Source organism: Streptomyces sp. NPDC102402 (assembly GCF_044765765.1).
In the GTDB taxonomy this organism is placed as follows: Bacteria; Actinomycetota; Actinomycetes; order Streptomycetales; family Streptomycetaceae; genus Streptomyces.
In genome coordinates this window covers 465,415-483,441 of sequence record NZ_JBIWKR010000002.1, presented here as the reverse complement: position 1 = coordinate 483,441, position 18,027 = coordinate 465,415, and the positions used below count along the sequence as shown (strand labels likewise).

The following is an 18,027-nucleotide window of genomic DNA, read 5'->3' as shown; positions in this document are numbered from 1 at the left end:
CAGTACGGGGGAAGCCGGGGCAGCCGGTCTCCGACCGGCCGGGGCCATCTCCGGCCGGCCGGTCAGTCCGGGCCGGCCGGTCAGTCCGCGCCGGTCGTCAGTCCCGGCCGACCGGTCAGTCCGGGACGGTCATGGGCCAAGAACGGTCATCGGCCAACGGCGGTCATCGGCCGGCCCTCGTCGGTGAGCCGGCCAACCGGTCATCGGTTCAGAGGATGACGTGGGGCAGGAAGCGGGCGTACTCGTCCGTGATCAGCCCCGCTGACTCCCGGATGCCGAGCCCGGCGGACTCGTCCTCCACCACCCAGGCGCCGAGTACCACGCGGTTGCCCGCGAAGTCGGGCAGGGGAGCAAGCTCCTGGTAGCAGCAGGGTTCGTCGCGCAGCACTGCGGCGCTGCCGGGTTCGTGGATGGTGACCCCGGCACCCTCACGGCCGAGCAGCGGCTTGGCGACGTACCCCGCGGCCCCGGGCCCGGCCAGTTCGCGGGGGCCGTCGAGATACGCGGGAAGGAGGTTGGGGTGGCCGGGGTGCAGCTCCCAGAGGATGGCCAGCAGCGCCTTGTTGGAGAGGAGCATCTTCCAGGCGGGTTCGATCCAGCAGGTGCTGCCGGTCCCCCCGCCGTTGTCGAGGGTGTCCAGCACATGAGGTCCGAAGCGGTCCGTCGCCAGCCACTCCCAGGGGTACAGCTTGAAGCAGCTGCGGATGAAGCGGAGCCGCTCGTCGACGAAGCGGCCGGACAGCCGGTCCCAGCCGATCCGTTCGACGGAGAGTGCCTCGGTGTCGATCCCCGCCTGCGCGGCGGTCTCCCGCAGGTAGGCCACCGTCATCAGGTCCTCGCCCAGCTCGTCGCCGTCGGAGTGGGCGAAGTGCAGGGGGCCGGGGGGAAGCAGCGGGGCCTGCCGCTTCCACGCGTCGACGAGGCGCTCGTGCAGCGAGTTCCACTGGTCCGCCCCGGGGAAGCGGTCCTCCATCCAGAACCACTGAGGGCTGGCGGCCTCCACGAGCGATGTGGGGGTGTCCGCGTTGTACTCCAGCATCTTCGCCGGGCCGGTCCCGTCGTACCGCAGGTCGAACCTGCCGTACAAGGAAGGGAGTTCGGCGCGGCGCCGCCAGGACGCGGCGATCAGGCGCGCCAGCCGGGGGTCGGTGATGCCGAGATCGGCGAAGCGGTCGCGTTCGACGATGTGCGCGGCGGCGGCCAGGCACATGGTGTGCAGCTCCTCCACGACCTCTTCCAGCGCCTCGACCTCAGGCAGGGAGAAGACGTAGTAGGCGCTCTCGTCCCAGTACGGGCGCAGGGAGCCGTCCGGAAAGCGGGTCAGGGGATAGATCAGCCCCTGCTCCTCTACGGTCTCCTGCCAGCCGGGGCGTGGTTCCGTGGTGCGGCGTTCCATGAGGGCTCAGCCGCCGCTGGAGCCGGAGGAGCCGAATCCGCCGCGTTCGACCGCGGCCTTGTTGAAGCTCCCGCCGGAGACCCGGTTGTTGTGGCTGCTGCCGCCGTAGTAGTAGGTACCGCTGCCGCTGCTGTCGTCGCATTCGTAGTCCGGCAGGATCTCCTGGGTCACCGGGTCGACGCATCGCTGGTCCGGTTCCGAACTGCACGCGGTGAGCGTCGCCGCGAGTACTCCCATGCCGCCGAGCACGACGGTGCCCGACCTCAGCCTGCGCCTGCGCTTGTCCATCTGCTGTTCTCCCCCGTCGTACCCACGAGCCGGTGTCTGCCCACCTGCGAACTGCCAGTCACATTAGATGCATGGCCCTCTCGACTGAAACCCGGTGCCGCCGCCTCTCCCGGAACACCCCGGCGCCTCCGGCTACGGGAGCACCCTGCAGAGCGCGTCCAGCGCCCCTGCCCAGCCGCTGTCCGAAGGGGTGCCGTAGCCGATGACCAGCCCGTCGCGACCCGGTTCCGCGTCCTGGTGCCGGAAGCGGGAGAGCTTCTCCAGCGCCAGCCCCTGCCAGGTGGCCGCCTGGACGACCGACTGCTCCGTTCCCTCCGGGAGTTCGAGTACGGCGTGCAGCCCTGCCGCGATGCCGCTCACCCGGAAGTCCGGTGCCCGCTCGGCGAGCGCCTCGACGAGCTCGTCCCGCCGGCGCCGGTAGCGCAGCCGCATGGCCCGCACATGCCGGTCGTAGGCCCCCGACGCGATGAACTCCGCGAGCGTCAGCTGGTCCGGCACACCGGACATCCAGTCAAAGCCGCCCTTCGCCTCGCAGACCTCCTCCACCAACCGCTCCGGCAGCACCATCCACGCCAGCCGCAGCCCGGGCGCCAACGACTTGCTGGCCGTCCCCATGTAGACCACCCGCTCCGGGTCCAGCCCCTGCAACGCGCCCACCGGCTGACGGTCGTAGCGGAATTCGCCGTCGTAGTCGTCCTCCAGGATCAGCCCGCCCGAGGAACGCGCCCAGTCCACCGCCGCGGCACGGCGGTCGGGGTGGAGGGGGACTCCCGTCGGGAACTGGTGGGCGGGGGTCAGCAGCACCGCCCCCACCCCGGGTGACGACCCCAGCTCCCCGGTCCTGGCCCCGAGCGCGTCCACCGGGAGGCACGGGATGCGCAGGCCCACTTCGGCCAGGATGTTCCAGTGGATGTCCAGCCCGCAGGACTCGACGGCCGTCTCCCGCACCCCGTGGCGCCGCAGCACCTTCCCCATGAGCGTGAGGCCGTGGACGAACCCGGAGCAGATCACGATGCGTTCCGGATCCGCGTACACCCCGCGCGCCCGTGCCAGATAGTCCGCCAGCGCGTTCCGCAGCTCGACGCGCCCCCGCGGATCGTCGTACCCGAAGGCCGAGTCGGGAGCCACGGTGAGGGCACGCCTGGCAGCCTTGAGCCACTCCGCACGGGGGAAGGCCGAGAGGTCGGGTGAACCCGGCATCAGGTTGTGCGTGGGGCGCCGCCGCACCGGCCGGGCCCTGGGGCCCCGGTCCGCGGGTCCGGGTGCGACGGCCCGCCGTGCGACCGTGGTCCCCGAACCCTGCCGTGCGGTGAGCCAGCCCTCGGCCACCAGCTCGGCGTAGGCGTCGGCGACCGTGTTGCGGGCGATCCCGAGATCCGCGGCGAGCGTCCGGGAGGAGGGCAGCCGGGTGCCCGGCGTCAGCCGCCCGGTGCGGACGGCCTCCCGCAGTGCGTTCATCAGCCCGCTGCGGAGGCCCGGCCCGACCGGCTGGATGTGCAGGTCGGCACCGAAAGCGGCCCAGGAATCTGTCATGGAAATGGACCATACCGGTGCGCCACCCGCCCGTTAGCGTCGATCCCATGACCACGCACACGCATCACACACCCACCGGCAACGCCCCCGAGCACCCCGCCCGTCTGCAGTGGGCCCAGCTCGCCCCCGACGTCTACAAGGCCATGGTCCGGCTGGACGCCGCAGCACGTAAGGGACTCGACCCGACGCTGCTCGAACTGGTGAAGATCCGCGCCTCGCAGGTCAACCACTGCGCCTTCTGCCTGGACATGCACACGAAGGACGCCCTCGCGGCGGGCGAGTCGGTCGAGCGCATCATCCAGCTCAGCGCCTGGGAGGAGTCGCAGCACTTCTACACGGAGAAGGAGCTGGCCGCGATCGAGCTGACGGAGGCGGTGACGGTCCTCACCGACGGATTCGTGCCCGACGAGGTCTACGCGAAGGCCGCCAAACACTTCGAGGAGGCCGAGCTGGCCCAGCTGATCGCCGCGATCACGGTGATCAACGCCTGGAACCGGTTCGGCGTGACCGCCCGGCTGACCCCGGGGCACTACACCCCGGGCGACATCAAGCACTGAGCGCGAGCCGCCGAGCCGTGCCGACGTGCCCGGGACGCCGAGTGCGGGGCGGGGAGACACTCCACCCCGCACTCAGCCCTGCCACACCGGCCGCCAGGCCCCTCCGCCCCGCACTCAACCCAGCCACACCGGCCGCCAGGCCCCTCCGCCCCGCACTCAACCCAGCCACACCGGCCGCCAGGCCGCCCCGCACTCCTCCGCGCCGAACGCCTGCGCGAGGCGCCCTCTCCCCCCGGAGTCCTGATGAACGAGCCCGTGGAGTCCTGATGAACGAGCCCGCGTCCGTCTTCCGCGCCCTGCACCACGGCCGACCGGCGGGCGACCCGCTCGTCCTGCCCGGACCGTGGGACGCCGCGAGCGCCCGCGTGTTCGAGGACGCCGGGTTCACCGCCCTGGCGACCCCGAGCGCGGGTGTCGCCGCCTCACTCGGCTACGCCGACGGGCGCACGCCCGCCGCCGAGATGTTCGCGGCGGTGGCCCGGATCGCCCGCGCGGTGTCCGTACCCGTGTCGGCGGACGTCGAGGCCGGCTACGGCCTCCCCCCGGACGAACTCGTCGAGCGCCTCCTGGAAGCCGGAGCGGTCGGCTGCAATCTGGAGGACTCGGTCGACGGCGCACTCGTCGACCCCCGACGCCAAGCCGACCGGCTCGCACAGGTGTGCGCGGCGGCCGACGGGCGGCTCTTCGTCAACGCCCGCGTCGACACCTACGTCCACCGGGATCCTGCCTGCACGGACGTCGTCGCGGAGACCGTCTCCCGGGCCCGTCTCTACGCCGGAGCCGGCGCCGACTGCGTCTACCCGATCATGGCTCCGGCGGACGACCTCCCCCGGCTGGCCGCCGCGGTCCCGGTCCCGCTCAACGCCCTCGGCACACCGGACGGCCCCTCCGCCACCCGCCGGCTCGGAGAACTGGGCGCCGCACGGGTCACCTTCGGGCCCCAGCTTCAGCGCGGGGCCACGGACGCCGTGCGCGGCCTCGCCGGCCGGCTGCTCGGACGCTGAGCGGACACGCGTCCGGTCACTGGGCACACATGAGGGCGCCCCTCGCAGCAGGTGCTGGCGGGGGGCGCCCTCATACGGCTCCGGGTCCGGCCGGTGGCCGGACTCCGGTCAGATCAGGCCGAGCTCGCGAACCGCGTCGCGCTCCTCGGTGAGCTCCTTCACCGACGCGTCGATGCGCGCACGGGAGAACTCGTTGATGTCCAGGCCCTGGACGATCTCGTACGAGCCGTTCTTCGTGGTGACCGGGAAGGAGGAGATGATGCCCTCGGGGACACCGTAGGAGCCGTCCGACGGGATACCCATCGAGGTCCAGTTGCCCTCGGCGGTGCCGTTGACCCAGGTGTGCACGTGGTCGATGGCGGCGTTGGCGGCCGATGCGGCCGAGGACGCGCCACGGGCCTCGATGATCGCGGCGCCGCGCTTGGCGACGGTCGGGATGAAGGTGTCGGCCAGCCACGCCTCGTCGTTGACGACCTCGGCGGCGTTCTTGCCGGCGATCTCCGCGTGGAAGATGTCCGGGTACTGGGTCGCGGAGTGGTTGCCCCAGATCGTCAGCCGCTTGATGTCGGAGACGGCGGCACCGGTCTTGGCGGCCAGCTGCGAGATCGCGCGGTTGTGGTCCAGGCGGGTCATCGCGGTGAAGCGCTCGGCCGGTACGTCCGGGGCGGCGGCCTGGGCGATGAGGGCGTTGGTGTTGGCCGGGTTGCCGACGACGAGGACCTTGATGTCGTCCGCGGCGTTGTCGTTGATGGCCTTGCCCTGCGGCTTGAAGATGCCGCCGTTGGCGGAGAGCAGGTCGCCGCGCTCCATGCCCTTGGTGCGCGGACGGGCGCCGACCAGGAGGGCGACGTTGGCGCCGGCGAAGCCGACGTCGGGGTTGTCCGTGATCTCGATGTCGCGCAGCAGCGGGAAGGCGCAGTCGTCGAGCTCCATGGCGGTGCCCTCGGCGGCCTTCAGGCCCTGCGGGATCTCGAGGAGTCGCAGGTTGACCGGCACGTCCGGGCCGAGCAGGTGGCCGGAGGCGATGCGGAAGAGCAGCGCGTAGCCGATCTGGCCGGCTGCGCCGGTCACGGTGACATTCACGGGAGTGCGGGTCATGGCGATCTCCGTTAGACAGCTGGCGGTGGGGGTCCCTGCCCCTGGTGCTGGATACCTCTGAATCTTGACGTGAAGAGATATCCAGCGGTCAGGCTATCCGACCCTCGCCGCCCCGGCCGCCCGCCCCCCTGTGGGACCGCGCACAGTCGGTTACGCACCGCAGCCGCCCCCTCGCGTCACTCCGGGGTGGTGCAGCCGGTCGTCCCGGAGGCGAGGCTCGCGCAGGCCTCGGCGTCGGACGCCCGCTTCACGGCGACCATGGGGGTGTACGCGTCCGCGTCTGCGTCCACCGTGCCCTCCTGCTCCGACGGGCCCGAGGTGATCCGGACGGTGTCGCCCGGGGAAGCCTGAGTGATACGGGCCCATGCGGCCCCGCAGGTCCTGCTGTAGCGGACCTCGACGAGGCCGTCGCCTACGGTCGCCCTGGCCACCGTGTCGGCGAACCGGCCGCCGCAGCCCATGGCTTCCGGGTCCTGCCCCGTGCAGTCGGCGCCGTCGCAGCCGACGCCCGACGGCAGCCCGGGCGCACTGGTAACGGGATCGGCGGACAGGGGCGCCGCCACCGCACCGGCACCTTCGTCCCCACCCGGACGGGCGACCAGTACGGCCCCGGCCATCAGCAGGAGCACGCCCACGGCCCCCGCCAGGAACAGGGTGAGGCGGCGACGGCCGCTGCCCTTCTCCTCTCCGGGGCCACCGTCGCCCGCACGGATTCCGCTTCCGCCGGCATCCGGCGCGGACCCCGGTCCGGGCTGCTGCGGAATCCGGGGAACCGTGCCGCGCTGGACGGGCACGGAGGGCGGGCGGCCGGTGTCACGGGCCTCTCCCCCGGGAGCCGTGGCGGTGGAGACGCTCGTACCGCCTCCCACACGTCCGCTCGCCACGGGAGCCGCGGCCACCCCGGCCTCACCGAGTGCCGCACGCGCCTGGGAGATCCTGATGGCCTCCATCGTCATGTCGTGCCGCATCTCGGAGCGGCTCCAGGCGCGTTCGGCCAGCTCCCACATGGTCGTCAGATGATGCTGCGGAGTGTCCGTCACCTCGGACAGCGCCACGATCGCCCCTCTGGGGGCGAGCAGCCTGCCGTTGAGGTAACGCTCCCACGACGTCTTGCTGTAGCCGGTGCGGTCGGCGACCGCAGCCAGGCTCAGGCCGCTGCGGTCCACCAGTCTGCGCAGCTGACCGGCGAACTCCCGCATCTGCGGATCGAGTTCCTCCGGTAGTGCCTTCCAACGAGGCATTGCTTCCCCCCAGTCGAGTCCCCCGGACGTTCCCGGCGCACCCCCTTTCCCGGCGCCGGCCTTCCTCCCGCTGTCGGAACGGTCGGTCCCGCTCTCCGAACTACCCAGAAGGATGCGCGGATCCAGGATTCCAGTTCCGGACAAAGAGGTGCACAGGTGCATTCGGTATGAGCGCACGCTCCGTTGTGCGCCGTAGATTCGTACTGAGCTCTCCGCCAGCCGTTGCGTATCGATCACACCATGGCGGAATGGTCACTTCCGTGCCACAGGCACCAGGCATCCCTTGAACCAGATACCTCATGTCCATGACGCTTGACCGAGGACAGGGCAAGGCGCTCAAGTCGCCGCGTACCGGCGCCTCCCGCGCCGTCGCCCTGTCCGGTGTCCGTCCCTTCTCGGGGGAGGGGACGGACACCCTTCGCCGGCCGGGCCTAGCGGATCGTGAAGTGCACCACGTCCTGCAGGAACGGCACCTGCAGCCACGGGCCGGGCTGCGCCATCAGCGCGAGCAGCACGATCAGCGTGCCCATCAGGCCGTACGTGACCAGATCGGTGAACCGCGACCGTACGGCCAGCATGCCGACGGAGGGGACCACCCAGCGCAGCACCGCACCGGCGAGCAGCGCGATCCCCATCAGCATCACGCCGATCCTGAACGCCTCGGCGAAGGCGTTGGTCCCCACGATCAGCAGCCCGGCCCCGGCGGTGCAGAGCACCGTGAGCAGGGGCCACTGGCGCGCGGGCGCGGGGGCGTCCCCCGGTGCGGCACGGCCGCCGCCCTCAGGCCGCGCCGTGTCACGGGTCAGCGAGAAGCGACGCGAGGGCGCCCAGGTCGAACCACTGCCCTCGCCCTCTCCCCGCGTCTCGTCCGCATCGGCCGCGACGGACCCCCCGGGCGCCTCGGCCTCCCCTGGCTCCACCACGGCACCGGACCCCCCGGAGACCACGGAGCCCTCGGGCACCGCCGCCTCCCCGGGCCCGCCCGTCCCCGCGTGCGTACCGTCCGCCGGACTCGTACCAGCACCCATGACGCTCCTCCGGTTCAGGTCAGCCGGCGGACACGGCGGAGGCCTCGGCGGCGGCGCGTTCGGCCGCCTCGACCACGTTGACGAGCAACTGGGCCCGGGTCATGGGGCCGACGCCACCCGGGTTCGGGGCGACCCAGGCGGCCACCTCGGCGACACCGGGGTGGACGTCGCCGACGATCTTGCCGTTCTCGTCGCGGCTGACGCCGACGTCCAGTACGGCGGCGCCCGGCTTGACGTCCTCGGGCTTGATCAGGTGGGGCACGCCCGCGGCCGCGACGATGATGTCCGCCTGCCTGAGGTGCGCCGAGAGGTCGCGGGTGCCCGTGTGGCACTGGGTGACGGTGGCGTTCTCGGACCTGCGCGTCAGCAGCAGCGGGAGGGGGCGGCCGATGGTGACGCCCCGGCCGACCACGACCACGTGGGCGCCGTTGATCTCCACGCCGTGGCGGCGGAGCAGGGTGACGACGCCCTGCGGGGTGCAGGGGAGCGGGCCCGTCTCGTTCAGCACGAGCTTGCCCAGGCTCATGGGGTGCAGCCCGTCCGCGTCCTTCGCCGGGTCCATCAGCTCCAGGATGCGGTTGGTGTCGATGCCCTTGGGAAGGGGGAGCTGCACGATGTAACCCGTGCACTCCGGGTTCGCGTTGAGCTCACGTACGACCTCCTCGATCTCCTCCTGGGTGGCGGTGTCGGGGAGTTCGCGCTGGATGGATCCCATGCCGACCTGGGCGCAGTCGCGGTGCTTGCCGTTCACGTACCAGCGGCTGCCCGGGTCGTCACCGACGAGCAGGGTTCCGAGGCCCGGGGTGATGCCCTGTGCCTTCAGGGCCGCCACGCGGACGGTCAGATCGGACTTGATCGCAGCTGCGGTGGCCTTGCCATCGAGAATCTGGGCAGTCATGACACCCATCCTCGCGGATGACCCCGCCCGCATACCAATTCCGGCTTGCCACGTGGACGCGAGATTGCACTTGCACAACGCCTTGGGCAATCGGCTGGACAAAAAGGCGATGTCACGACGACGATAAAGCCGCATCACTGCGGACAGTGTCGGGGGGACCACCGTTCTGAGTGCACACGATTCCTCCGCCCGGGCCGCATCGTCCCCGCATATCCACGACGGAGGAACCTCGCCATGAGCTTCGGCGACCCCAACAACCCCTACGGCCAGCAGCAGGGTGGCCAGCCGCAGGGCGGCCAGCCGGGCTACGGCTATCCCCAGCAGGCCCCCCAGGGTGTCCCGCCGCAGGGCTACGGCTACCCGCAGGCCCCGCCGGTCCAGGGCGGCTACGGCGGCTACCCGGGCGTGCCCACCGAGATGCCCGGCAGCGTGAAGGCCGCGCGCATCATGCTCTACGTCCTCGGCGGCTTCCAGGTCATCGGCGCGATCGTCATGGTCGCCGGAGGTGCCTGGCTGAGCGACCAGCTGTCCGACGCCGAGACGTCCTACGGCTCGTCCAGCAGCCAGGACGCGGCCGACATCAGCATGGGCATCTTCGTCGTCCTCGGCATCCTGACCCTCGGGATCGCGCTCTGGGCGATCCTGACCGCCGCCAAGTTCTCCTCCGGCGGCAACGGCATCCGCATCTCGGCGATCGTCTACGGCTCACTCGTCACGCTCTTCAGCGTCATCAGCCTGCTGACGACGAACGTCTTCGCCCTCATCAGCATCGCGCTGGGCATCATGGTCATCGTGTTCTGCGCCAGGCAGGACGGCGCCCAGTGGTTCCAGCGTCCGCGCCACTGACGCAGCGCCGCAGCCACCCCGGAGCCGGGGTGCGAACGAAGGCCGTGACACCCGCTCACCACGGGTGTGCGGCCTTCAGCCCTTTCCGGGCACGGGCGTGGTCCGCTCCATGACGACGAAGGAGCCCGCCCGGCGGGTGATCCGGTACTTCGCCTCCGGGTGCAGCTGCTCCGCGTACCTCACCGGGTCCTCGATGGGCCGCGACCAGCCGAAGTCCAGGTTGATCGCGACGACGTCGGGTGCGGTGCCGGGCGCCCCGCCGACCCAGTAGACCGTGCGGTCCCCGGTCAGGTGCGCCATCAGCGTGATGTCGGTCTCCACCCGCACGCCCACGGGGATGGCGTCCAGCGCCTCCTCCGCGGCGTGGGTGCGTGCGTCGGAACGGTAGGTCTCGGGGCGCAGCAGGTCGCGGAGCGGAAGGTGCTGCGTGAGGGTGACGGCGATCGCCACGGCCACCGGGACGGCGACGTTCGCGTAGGAGACGAGCCAGGGCCGCTTCGAGGCCCGGCTGCGGCGGATGCCGTCGGCCATGGCGAGGAAGACCACGGGCATCAGGATCGCGCTGTAGTGCCAGACCATGCCCCAGTGGTTGGAGTCCTGGGAGAGCAGTCGCCAGCCGATCGTGGGCAGGACGAGCAGGATCAGGGGTGAGCGCAGCGCCATGAAGGCGGTGATGCCGACCAGGAAGACGAGCATCTCCAGCTTGACGGAGGAGTCGAACACGCCGAGGACGGAGTCGAGCAGGGAGACCTGCTGCCCGCCGTTCTCCTCGATCTTCTTCCAGTAGTCGTACTCCCCCGCGCTGCTGGCCGCCGGAATGAGCACGAGGACGGTCAGCGCGAACGCGACGACGCCGAAGGCCGCCAGCAGGAAACCCTGGAGCCGCCGTCCGTACAGGGCGAGGAGACCGCCGACGACGGCGACGGTGACCCCGAGGTCCTCCTTGACCAGGACCAGCGGCAGCGACCACAGGACGACGGCCCGCCAGCGCTCCATGAGCAGGGCGCGGCAGACCAGGGCCAGCAGGGGGACGGCGAGGGCTATCTCGTGGAAGTCGGCCTTCACCGCTTCCTGCAGCCCCCAGGACAGCCCGTACGCGACGGTCGCGCAGAGGCCGGAGCGGCCTCCCAGCATCTGCTGGACGGTGCGCCCGACGATGACCGCGGACGCGGCGAACAGTGCGGCCTGGGCGAACAGCAGGGCGACGGCGGACGGCCAGATCCAGTAGAGCGGGACGAGCAGCGCGACCACGGGACTGAAGTGGTCGCCGAGTATCAGGAAGCCCGGCCCCTTGATGTCGACGACCGGGGCGTCGAAGCCGGCGTACGCCCGCACCTCCTGCTCGAAGATGCCGAGGTCCCAGGAGGGCGACTGGAAGTGGCTGAAGCGCAGGTACCCGTAGAGGAAGTAGAGCGCGCACAGGACCACGGCCGCGATCAGGTAGGGGCGCAGCGGTACCGCGCGCCCGGTGTCCGCGGCCGGTCCCGGGGTCTCCCCGGGCACGTCGGTTTCGCTCTGGCTCAGCTCAAGCACGGTGCCCCCGCAACGGAATCCCACAGTGGTCACTGCCGGTCGCACCGGTCCCGCCCGTTACGGTCCGACAAGCCATTCATTAGAACAGAGGGACGACCGGTGTCCGTACGCCGGGACGCACCGCAGGCCGCACCCGGACGGGGTGCGGCCTGCGGTGGTGATGCGGACCGGGGGTCAGTGGAAGAAGTGGCGCGTCCCGGTGAAGTACATGGTCACGCCCGCCTTCTGCGCGGCCTCGACGACCAGCTCGTCACGGACCGAGCCGCCCGGCTGGGCGACGGCCTTGACGCCGGCGGCGGTCAGGATCTCCAGGCCGTCGGGGAAGGGGAAGAAGGCGTCGGACGCGGCGTACGCGCCCTTGGCCCGCTCCTCGCCGGCCCGCTCGACGGCCAGCTTCGCGGAGTCGACGCGGTTGACCTGGCCCATGCCGACACCGACCGAGGCGCCGTCCTTGGCGAGCAGGATGGCGTTGGACTTGACCGCGCGGCAGGCCTTCCACGCGAAGGCGAGTTCCCGGAGCTCTTCGGCGGAGAGCGCCTCGCCGGTGGCGAGGGTCCAGTTGGCAGGGTCGTCGCCCTCGGCCTGGAGGCGGTCGGTGACCTGGAGCAGCGCGCCGCCGTCGATCGGCTTGACCTCGACCGTCGAGGCCGGGGCGTCGGGGCAGCGCAGCACCCGGATGTTCTTCTTGCGGGCCAGCACCTCGACGGCGCCGTCCTCGTACGCCGGGGCCACGATGACCTCGGTGAAGATCTCCGCGACCTGCTCGGCCATCGCCACGGTCACCGGACGGTTGACGGCGATGACGCCGCCGAACGCGGAGAGCGGGTCGCACGCGTGCGCGTTGCGGTGCGCGGTCGCGACGTCGTCGGCGATCGCGATGCCGCACGGGTTGGCGTGCTTGATGATCGCGACGCACGGCTCGGCGTGGTCGTAGGCGGCGCGGCGCGCGGCGTCGGTGTCGGTGTAGTTGTTGTAGGACATCTCCTTGCCGTGCAGCTGCTCGGCCTCGGCGAGGCCGCCCTCGCCGGAGGTGTAGAGCGCGGCGGGCTGGTGCGGGTTCTCGCCGTAGCGCAGGACGTTCTTGCGCTCGTACGTCGCACCGGAGAAGTCGGGGAAGCCCGAGTCGTCCGCTGCCGCGTAGTCGTCGGCGAACCAGGCGGCGACGGCCACGTCGTACGCGGCCGTGTGCTGGAAGGCCTCGGCGGCGAACCGCTTGCGGGCGGTCAGGTCGAAGCCGCCCGCCTTGACCGCGGCGAGGACGTCGGCGTAGCGCTCCGGGCTGGTCACGACCGCCACGGACGGGTGGTTCTTGGCCGCGGCGCGGACCATCGAGGGGCCGCCGATGTCGATCTGCTCGACGCACTCGTCGTCGGAGGCGCCGGAGGCGACGGTCGCCTTGAACGGGTAGAGGTTGACGACCACGAGGTCGAACGGCTCCACGCCGAGCTCGGCGAGCTGCTCGCGGTGGGCGTCCAGGCGCAGGTCGGCGAGGATGCCGGCGTGGACCCGGGGGTGCAGCGTCTTGACGCGGCCGTCGAGGCACTCGGGGAAGCCGGTGAGCTCCTCGACCTTGGTGACCGGCACGCCCGCGGCGGCGATCTTCCCGGCGGTGGAGCCGGTGGACACCAGCTCGACACCCGCCTCGTGCAGACCGCGGGCGAGGTCTTCGAGCCCCGTCTTGTCGTAGACACTGACCAGGGCGCGGCGGATGGGCTTATTCACCGACATGACCGAGATGAACCTTTCGTCCCTCAATGCGATAGCCGTCACGGGCGAGCCGCCCCACGGCCTCGACGAGCAGCTTGCGCTCGACTTCCTTGATGCGTTCGTGGAGGGCGGCTTCGCCCTCCGCCGTTTCCTCTTCGGTCACCTCGACCACGCCCTGCGCGATGATCGGACCGGTGTCGACGCCGTCGTCGACGAAGTGGACGGTGCACCCGGTGACCTTCACGCCGTACGCGAGCGCGTCGCGGACGCCGTGAGCACCGGGAAAGCTGGGGAGCAGGGCGGGGTGGGTGTTGACGACCCGGCCGCCGAACTCGGCGAGGAAGCCCTTGCCCACGATCTTCATGAATCCCGCCGAGACGACGAGGTCCGGGCGGTGCTCCGCCACGGCGGCGGTCAGGGCCTCGTCCCAGGCGTCACGGCTCGCGTACTCGCCGAGCTTGCGGACAAAGGTGGGGAGCCCGGCGCGTTCGGCGCGCTCGATGCCGACGGTGCCGTAACGGTCCGCGCCGACCGCGACGATCCGGGCGCCGTAACCCTCGGGGTCGGCGCCGATCGCGTCGAGGAGTGCCTGGAGGTTCGTGCCTGAGCCGGAGACGAGCACGACCACACGGGCCGGAGCGGCGGAGGGGGGCGGGGAGGCCACAACAGGGCCCTTTCTCGCGTGGTGGAGCGGGTGCGCGATGTACAGGAGGTGCGTTTGTATGGTCGTACGAAAGAAGCTCGTCCCGGGATACGGGGAACTCTACGAACGGTCCGACCGTCAGCAACGATACCGGCACACCCGGCGGCCCCCACGGGACGGGGGCGTGACCGGGAGGTAGCGTCAGGGGACAGGGAACCGCCCCCGGGCGGAAATGACGAGATGGGGAAGACGTTCACCACATGCCGGACCGCCTCCGCACCGCCCTTGGCCACCCGCTGCCCGAGCGGGCATCCACGCTGATGCGGGAACGCCAGTCCTCATCGCCGGACTCCTCGCCGGGCTCGGGTTCCGCGTCGGGATCGGGTCCCTCCCGCGGCCCGGGCTCCTCGTCCGGGCCGTCCGGGTCGTCCGACGACAATCCGTTCGCGGCACCGCCCGAGGACCGGCCCGACCAGCCCTGGCAGCCGCGCCACCCCTCCCACGCGCCGGGAGACCAGGGCAACGGCGGGAGCGGTGACCACGGCGGGGGACAGCCCGACGACCGCCCGGTCTGGGGCAGCCAGTGGAGCGATCAGCAGCCGGGCCGGCAGAGCGGCGGCTTCGGCGGCCGTCCGGGCGGGCCCAGCGGCCAGGGCGGCGGCCCCGAGAACACACCCGGCGGGCTGCGCTGGGACCCGACCGACCCCTCGCAGCGACGCGCGCGTTACGCGGTGCTGGGCGGCATGTGGGCCTTCTTCTTCGCCCTCTTCGACTTCCCCGAGATCGCGATGCTGCTCGGCGCCCTCTCCGTGTACTGGTCGGTCAGCGCGCTCCGCGGTGGCCCGCACAAGCCCCGGACGTCCGGCACGGGATCTCCCGCGGCGACGGACGGCACGCCGGACAGGGCGACCACTCCCCCGGCGCCCGGCGCCGTGCCCGGAGCGGCCCCCGGCACCGCCCAGATCAGCAAGCGGCAGCAGACGACGGCGGCCGTCAGCGGTCTGGTGACGGCGCTGCTGGCCCTGGCGATCGTGGCCACCGGCTACACGGTCCAGCTGGTGTACCGCGACTACTACACCTGCGTGAACGACGCACTCACCAAGTCCGGCGCACTGTCCTGCAACGACAAGCTGCCCGATCCGCTGGAGCCCTTCTTCGGCGTGAAGAAGTAGCCCACCGAGCCCGCGACACTCGCTACGGAGCGTCTTCCCGGCCGGGTTCCGGGTGCCCCTGGGCATCCGGAACCCGGCCGGTCGCCGTATCCGGCCGCGGGGCGGACCCGGACACGGGTCCGGGTGCCGACTCGGGAACGGGTGCGTCGGCCGGAGCCGACGTGTGAGCGGGTTCGGGTGCCGGCGCCTGACCAGGCGCAGAGCCTGACGCGGACGCGGGTTCTGACACGGGCGCAGGAACCGACGCGGGTTCCGACACGGGCGCAGGAACCGACGCGGGTTCGGACACGGGCACAGGAACCGACGCGGGTCCTGACACGGGCGCAGGAACCGACGCGGGTCCTGACGCGGGCGCAGACGCGCGCGCCGTGGCCGGAACGGGCCCAGGGGGCGCCGAGGACGCCGGGAAGTCCGCCATCAGACCGCCCGAGTTCTTCTTCAGCGCGGCCCAGCGGGCCTCCCGCGCGCCGTCCTCGTGCCAGGGGTCCGCCGACAGGAAGTCGTACGGCTCGTCCTGGTCCGCTCCGCCGGGCGCCTTCTCCGCGTCCTGTGCCGGCTTCGGCTCCGGCTTCCGTTCCGCCCCGGCCCCCGCCGGATCTCCCGTGACCGCCGCCGGATCTCCCTTCGCCGCGTCCCAGCGCCACCCCCACCGCCGTTCCCGCATGCGCCACGCCCTGAGCAGGAGCGCCGCCGGTACGCCGACCAGCGCGGCCCACGCGAGCGCGGCCGGACCCACCAGCCACCACACGGGGCCGAACTCGGCCAGCGCCCCCGTGCCCAGCGGGCCGCCCGACGCCGCCGCCAGCACCGCCGCGCCGGTCCCGGTGCCCACGGCCGCCAGTCCTGCCACCATCGCGGTGCGCCCCTGCCCCCACGTCTCCTCCCGCGCCCCGGGCACCGGCGCCGCGGCCCGTGCGACGAAGCGGGCGACGGTCAGGCCGGCCGCGACCGGCACCGCGACGGCCGCCCAGTTCGCCGCCGTACCGGGGCCGTGGGAGGGCACTGCGGCGAGCAGCGGGAAGTCCGGCAGCGCGGGCGGCCCGGTGAAGGCCAACGGGGTGGCCAGGGACGACGTACCGAGGGCGAATCCCGGCCCGAGACCGTAGGAGGCGCCCCACATCGCCGCGTTCGGTACGAGCGCTGCCGCCAGCAGGAGGACGGACACCCTGCCCGCCCAGTCACCGGACAGCCCCATGAACGACTCCCTCGCCGCTCCCGAATGCCACACCAGGGCCACCGCGACGAGCAGCGCCCCGCCTCCGAGCAGCGTGAGCACACCTGCGGCGGCCGACCGAAGTGCCACGGCGGCCCCGGCCCGGAACCGGGATCGGGCGGCCGCCTCCTGAAGCCTCAGCGGCGCCCAGACCAGCAGCGAGGTCAGGGGGCGTCCACGCCCCGCCCACACGCCGACGGCGGCCGCGCCGATGACCACGGCGCCGAGCGGGAAGACGATCGAGGCCCGGTCGGCGGGCAGCGCACCGCCTCGCGCGTAGGCGTCCGAGGCCAGCACCACCAGCAGGTAGCCGGCGCTCACCGCGCAGAACGCCCCGACCGCCGAGTGGCTGCCCACGGCCTTCCCGACGGGTTCCGCCGATTCCCGGGCGGCCCGGTACACGAGCCACACCGGCAGCGCGCCGAGCAACAGCGGAACGGTCCCCACGGGCGCGGGGTGCCCTCCCACCGTGTCGACCCTGACGAGTTCGGCTCCGTGAGCGAGCAGCCAGAGCCCGGTCGCCACATGGAGGGCTCCGCCCGGCCCGCTGTCCGGGTACGGGGAGCCGATCCACAGCACCATGACGAGGACGGCCAGCGAACCGAGCCCCAGTCCCGCCGCGAGTACCCCGCGCACGAAGGCGGAGGCCACTGCGGCGGTCCGGCTCCGCTCGGCAGGCAACATCGGGCTGCGCTCGGTCACTTGGGTCACGCGGCCATGCTGCCAACGACACGCGCCCATTTCGTGTAACGGGCGAATAGCCGCTGTGTCGCCCAATATACGTTTATGTACTTTTTCACCCAGTGCAGTGTCACGGGGGACGGAGGCCGGGCATGACGCGGAGCACCACCGGCACGGCCCCCGCGCCGGACACGCCCGCCCAGGAAGTGCCCGCGCCGGACGGACGAGGTGACACATCCCGGCCCACGGGCCTCACCGCCGAGGAGGCGTTCGACACCCTGTACGACTACGCCGCTCCCGGCCTCACCCGCCAGATGTATCTGCTGACAGGGCGTCGGAGACTCGCCCGGGAAGCCGTCCAGTACTCCTTCCGGATCGCCTGGCAGCGCTGGCCCGAGGTGGCCAGGGACCGCGATCCGGCGGGCTGGGTGCGGGCGGCCTCGTACGAGTACGCGATGTCGCCCTGGCACCGGCTGCGCCGCACCCACCGCCGGGCCGACGCGCTGCCCGAGGACCCGGCGCGGCACGCGCTGCTCGACGCGCTGCTGGGCCTGCCCCCGGCGTACCGTCGCACGCTGCTGCTCCACGACGGTGTGGGACTGGGGCTGCCGGAGACGGCTGCGGAGACGGAGGCGAGCACTCCCGCTGCGGCGAACCGCCTGGTCCACGCGCGGGCCGCCGTCGCCGAGCGGCTGGCCGAGCCGGCCGGTCCGCCGGACGCCGACGGCAGGTCACCACGGTTGCGCGAACGCCTCAGCGCACTCGCCCTCGCCGAAGAGGTTCCGGCTCCCCCGCCGGCCCCGGTCGTCCGCGCCGGCAGCGAGCGCGTCGCGGAGCTCTGGACCCGGGCCGCGCTCTGCTTCGGGGTGCTGCTCATCAGTTCGACGGCCTTCACCCTGCACACGGCCCCCACCCAGTACGAGCAGCCGCTGGCGCCCGCCGAACGGGTCGGCGGTGTTCCGCCCCGGGGCGGCCCGGAGAAGCTGACGCCTCAGGACCTGAAACTGCAGAAGGCGCTGCGTGACGAGCTCACACACGGCCCGGAACGCCTGGTTCCACGCGTTCCCTGAACGCAGCGTCCCCCTCTCGGCACCGCACGGACGCAGACGGCGCGGGGGCCGGCCCCCCCGCGGGGGGGGGGGGGGGCGCGGCGGGGGGGGGGGGGGGGGGGGGGGGGGGTCGGCGCGGG

16 protein-coding genes are annotated in these 18,027 nt (G+C 72.3%); 5 read left to right on the top strand and 11 right to left on the bottom strand.

Features of this window, described 5'->3' with window-relative positions; genetic code table 11:
* Positions 1–208 precede the first annotated feature (208 nt).
* The 3 genes from ACIRJR_RS07090 to ACIRJR_RS07080 all read right to left on the bottom strand — a co-directional run bounded on the left by ACIRJR_RS07090 (position 209) and on the right by ACIRJR_RS07080 (position 3,217).
* Positions 209–1,396, bottom strand: coding sequence for a glutathionylspermidine synthase family protein (locus tag ACIRJR_RS07090; RefSeq protein ID WP_403775001.1), 1,188 nt, complete (start codon positions 1,394–1,396; stop codon positions 209–211).
* A gap of 6 nt (positions 1,397–1,402) precedes the next feature.
* Positions 1,403–1,684 carry a hypothetical protein gene (locus ACIRJR_RS07085; RefSeq protein WP_403774999.1) on the bottom strand — a complete coding sequence of 94 codons (282 nt, stop codon included), beginning with the start codon at positions 1,682–1,684 and terminating at the stop codon, positions 1,403–1,405.
* Positions 1,685–1,816: 132 nt separating this feature from the next.
* Positions 1,817–3,217 (bottom strand): PLP-dependent aminotransferase family protein, encoded by a 1,401-nt coding sequence (locus tag ACIRJR_RS07080; RefSeq protein WP_403774996.1) that lies wholly within the window; start codon positions 3,215–3,217, stop codon positions 1,817–1,819.
* A gap of 47 nt (positions 3,218–3,264) precedes the next feature.
* Between ACIRJR_RS07080 and ACIRJR_RS07075 the strand changes: the two genes are divergently transcribed.
* Both ACIRJR_RS07075 and ACIRJR_RS07070 read left to right on the top strand, forming a co-directional pair.
* A complete protein-coding gene (locus ACIRJR_RS07075) occupies positions 3,265–3,774 on the top strand; it encodes a carboxymuconolactone decarboxylase family protein (RefSeq protein ID WP_403774993.1) in 510 nt (169 codons plus the stop codon).
* Positions 3,775–4,040: 266 nt separating this feature from the next.
* Positions 4,041–4,778, top strand: a complete 738-nt coding sequence (locus ACIRJR_RS07070) for an isocitrate lyase/phosphoenolpyruvate mutase family protein (RefSeq protein WP_403774990.1) — start codon at positions 4,041–4,043, stop codon at positions 4,776–4,778.
* A 108-nt stretch (positions 4,779–4,886) separates the two neighbouring features.
* Here ACIRJR_RS07070 and ACIRJR_RS07065 read toward each other — a convergent pair whose 3' ends face one another.
* The 4 genes from ACIRJR_RS07065 to ACIRJR_RS07050 all read right to left on the bottom strand — a co-directional run bounded on the left by ACIRJR_RS07065 (position 4,887) and on the right by ACIRJR_RS07050 (position 9,043).
* Complete coding sequence (locus ACIRJR_RS07065; protein WP_403774987.1) at positions 4,887–5,876, bottom strand: malate dehydrogenase; 990 nt, start codon at positions 5,874–5,876, stop codon at positions 4,887–4,889.
* Positions 5,877–6,052: 176 nt separating this feature from the next.
* Positions 6,053–7,117 carry a DUF2690 domain-containing protein gene (locus ACIRJR_RS07060; protein WP_403774984.1) on the bottom strand — a complete coding sequence of 355 codons (1,065 nt, stop codon included), beginning with the start codon at positions 7,115–7,117 and terminating at the stop codon, positions 6,053–6,055.
* 431 nt (positions 7,118–7,548) lie between these two features.
* Complete coding sequence (locus ACIRJR_RS07055) at positions 7,549–8,145, bottom strand: DUF3017 domain-containing protein (protein ID WP_403774981.1); 597 nt, start codon at positions 8,143–8,145, stop codon at positions 7,549–7,551.
* 19 nt (positions 8,146–8,164) lie between these two features.
* On the bottom strand, positions 8,165–9,043 hold the full coding sequence (locus ACIRJR_RS07050) for a bifunctional methylenetetrahydrofolate dehydrogenase/methenyltetrahydrofolate cyclohydrolase (RefSeq protein ID WP_103760570.1): 879 nt from the start codon (positions 9,041–9,043) through the stop codon (positions 8,165–8,167).
* Positions 9,044–9,277: 234 nt separating this feature from the next.
* On the opposite strand from ACIRJR_RS07050, the gene ACIRJR_RS07045 reads away from it, so the two are divergent.
* Positions 9,278–9,889, top strand: a complete 612-nt coding sequence (locus ACIRJR_RS07045; protein ID WP_403774978.1) for a hypothetical protein — start codon at positions 9,278–9,280, stop codon at positions 9,887–9,889.
* Positions 9,890–9,964: 75 nt separating this feature from the next.
* Here the strand turns inward: ACIRJR_RS07045 and ACIRJR_RS07040 are convergent, their stop codons facing one another.
* The 3 genes from ACIRJR_RS07040 to purN form a co-directional block, all read right to left on the bottom strand.
* The gene (locus ACIRJR_RS07040; protein WP_403774975.1) at positions 9,965–11,422 is read right to left on the bottom strand and encodes a DUF2079 domain-containing protein; all 1,458 of its coding nucleotides are present in this window, start codon (positions 11,420–11,422) and stop codon (positions 9,965–9,967) included.
* A 174-nt stretch (positions 11,423–11,596) separates the two neighbouring features.
* Complete coding sequence (purH, locus tag ACIRJR_RS07035; protein ID WP_403774972.1) at positions 11,597–13,150, bottom strand: bifunctional phosphoribosylaminoimidazolecarboxamide formyltransferase/IMP cyclohydrolase; 1,554 nt, start codon at positions 13,148–13,150, stop codon at positions 11,597–11,599.
* Positions 13,137–13,793, bottom strand: a complete 657-nt coding sequence (gene purN / locus ACIRJR_RS07030) for a phosphoribosylglycinamide formyltransferase (RefSeq protein ID WP_403774969.1) — start codon at positions 13,791–13,793, stop codon at positions 13,137–13,139. The genes purH and purN overlap by 14 nt, the downstream gene beginning before the upstream one ends.
* 239 nt (positions 13,794–14,032) lie before the next feature.
* Between purN and ACIRJR_RS07025 the strand changes: the two genes are divergently transcribed.
* Complete coding sequence (locus tag ACIRJR_RS07025; protein ID WP_403774966.1) at positions 14,033–14,944, top strand: hypothetical protein; 912 nt, start codon at positions 14,033–14,035, stop codon at positions 14,942–14,944.
* 22 nt (positions 14,945–14,966) lie between these two features.
* Here ACIRJR_RS07025 and ACIRJR_RS07020 read toward each other — a convergent pair whose 3' ends face one another.
* Positions 14,967–16,859 (bottom strand): DUF6350 family protein, encoded by a 1,893-nt coding sequence (locus ACIRJR_RS07020; protein ID WP_403776385.1) that lies wholly within the window; start codon positions 16,857–16,859, stop codon positions 14,967–14,969.
* A gap of 131 nt (positions 16,860–16,990) precedes the next feature.
* Between ACIRJR_RS07020 and ACIRJR_RS07015 the strand changes: the two genes are divergently transcribed.
* A complete protein-coding gene (locus tag ACIRJR_RS07015; protein ID WP_403774963.1) occupies positions 16,991–17,908 on the top strand; it encodes an RNA polymerase sigma factor in 918 nt (305 codons plus the stop codon).
* Positions 17,909–18,027 lie beyond the last annotated feature (119 nt).

Excerpts from the sequence above, each read along its gene's own strand:
- ACIRJR_RS07090 (WP_403775001.1), bottom strand. The coding sequence starts at position 1,396 with ATGGAACGCCGCACCACGGAACCACGCCCCGGCTGGCAGGAGACCGTA.
- ACIRJR_RS07085 (WP_403774999.1), bottom strand. The coding sequence starts at position 1,684 with ATGGACAAGCGCAGGCGCAGGCTGAGGTCGGGCACCGTCGTGCTCGGC.
- ACIRJR_RS07080 (WP_403774996.1), bottom strand. The coding sequence starts at position 3,217 with ATGACAGATTCCTGGGCCGCTTTCGGTGCCGACCTGCACATCCAGCCG.
- ACIRJR_RS07075 (WP_403774993.1), top strand. The coding sequence starts at position 3,265 with ATGACCACGCACACGCATCACACACCCACCGGCAACGCCCCCGAGCAC.
- ACIRJR_RS07070 (WP_403774990.1), top strand. The coding sequence starts at position 4,041 with ATGAACGAGCCCGCGTCCGTCTTCCGCGCCCTGCACCACGGCCGACCG.
- ACIRJR_RS07065 (WP_403774987.1), bottom strand. The coding sequence starts at position 5,876 with ATGACCCGCACTCCCGTGAATGTCACCGTGACCGGCGCAGCCGGCCAG.
- ACIRJR_RS07060 (WP_403774984.1), bottom strand. The coding sequence starts at position 7,117 with ATGCCTCGTTGGAAGGCACTACCGGAGGAACTCGATCCGCAGATGCGG.
- ACIRJR_RS07055 (WP_403774981.1), bottom strand. The coding sequence starts at position 8,145 with ATGGGTGCTGGTACGAGTCCGGCGGACGGTACGCACGCGGGGACGGGC.
- ACIRJR_RS07050 (WP_103760570.1), bottom strand. The coding sequence starts at position 9,043 with ATGACTGCCCAGATTCTCGATGGCAAGGCCACCGCAGCTGCGATCAAG.
- ACIRJR_RS07045 (WP_403774978.1), top strand. The coding sequence starts at position 9,278 with ATGAGCTTCGGCGACCCCAACAACCCCTACGGCCAGCAGCAGGGTGGC.
- purH (WP_403774972.1), bottom strand. The coding sequence starts at position 13,150 with ATGTCGGTGAATAAGCCCATCCGCCGCGCCCTGGTCAGTGTCTACGAC.
- ACIRJR_RS07025 (WP_403774966.1), top strand. The coding sequence starts at position 14,033 with ATGCCGGACCGCCTCCGCACCGCCCTTGGCCACCCGCTGCCCGAGCGG.
- ACIRJR_RS07015 (WP_403774963.1), top strand. The coding sequence starts at position 16,991 with ATGACGCGGAGCACCACCGGCACGGCCCCCGCGCCGGACACGCCCGCC.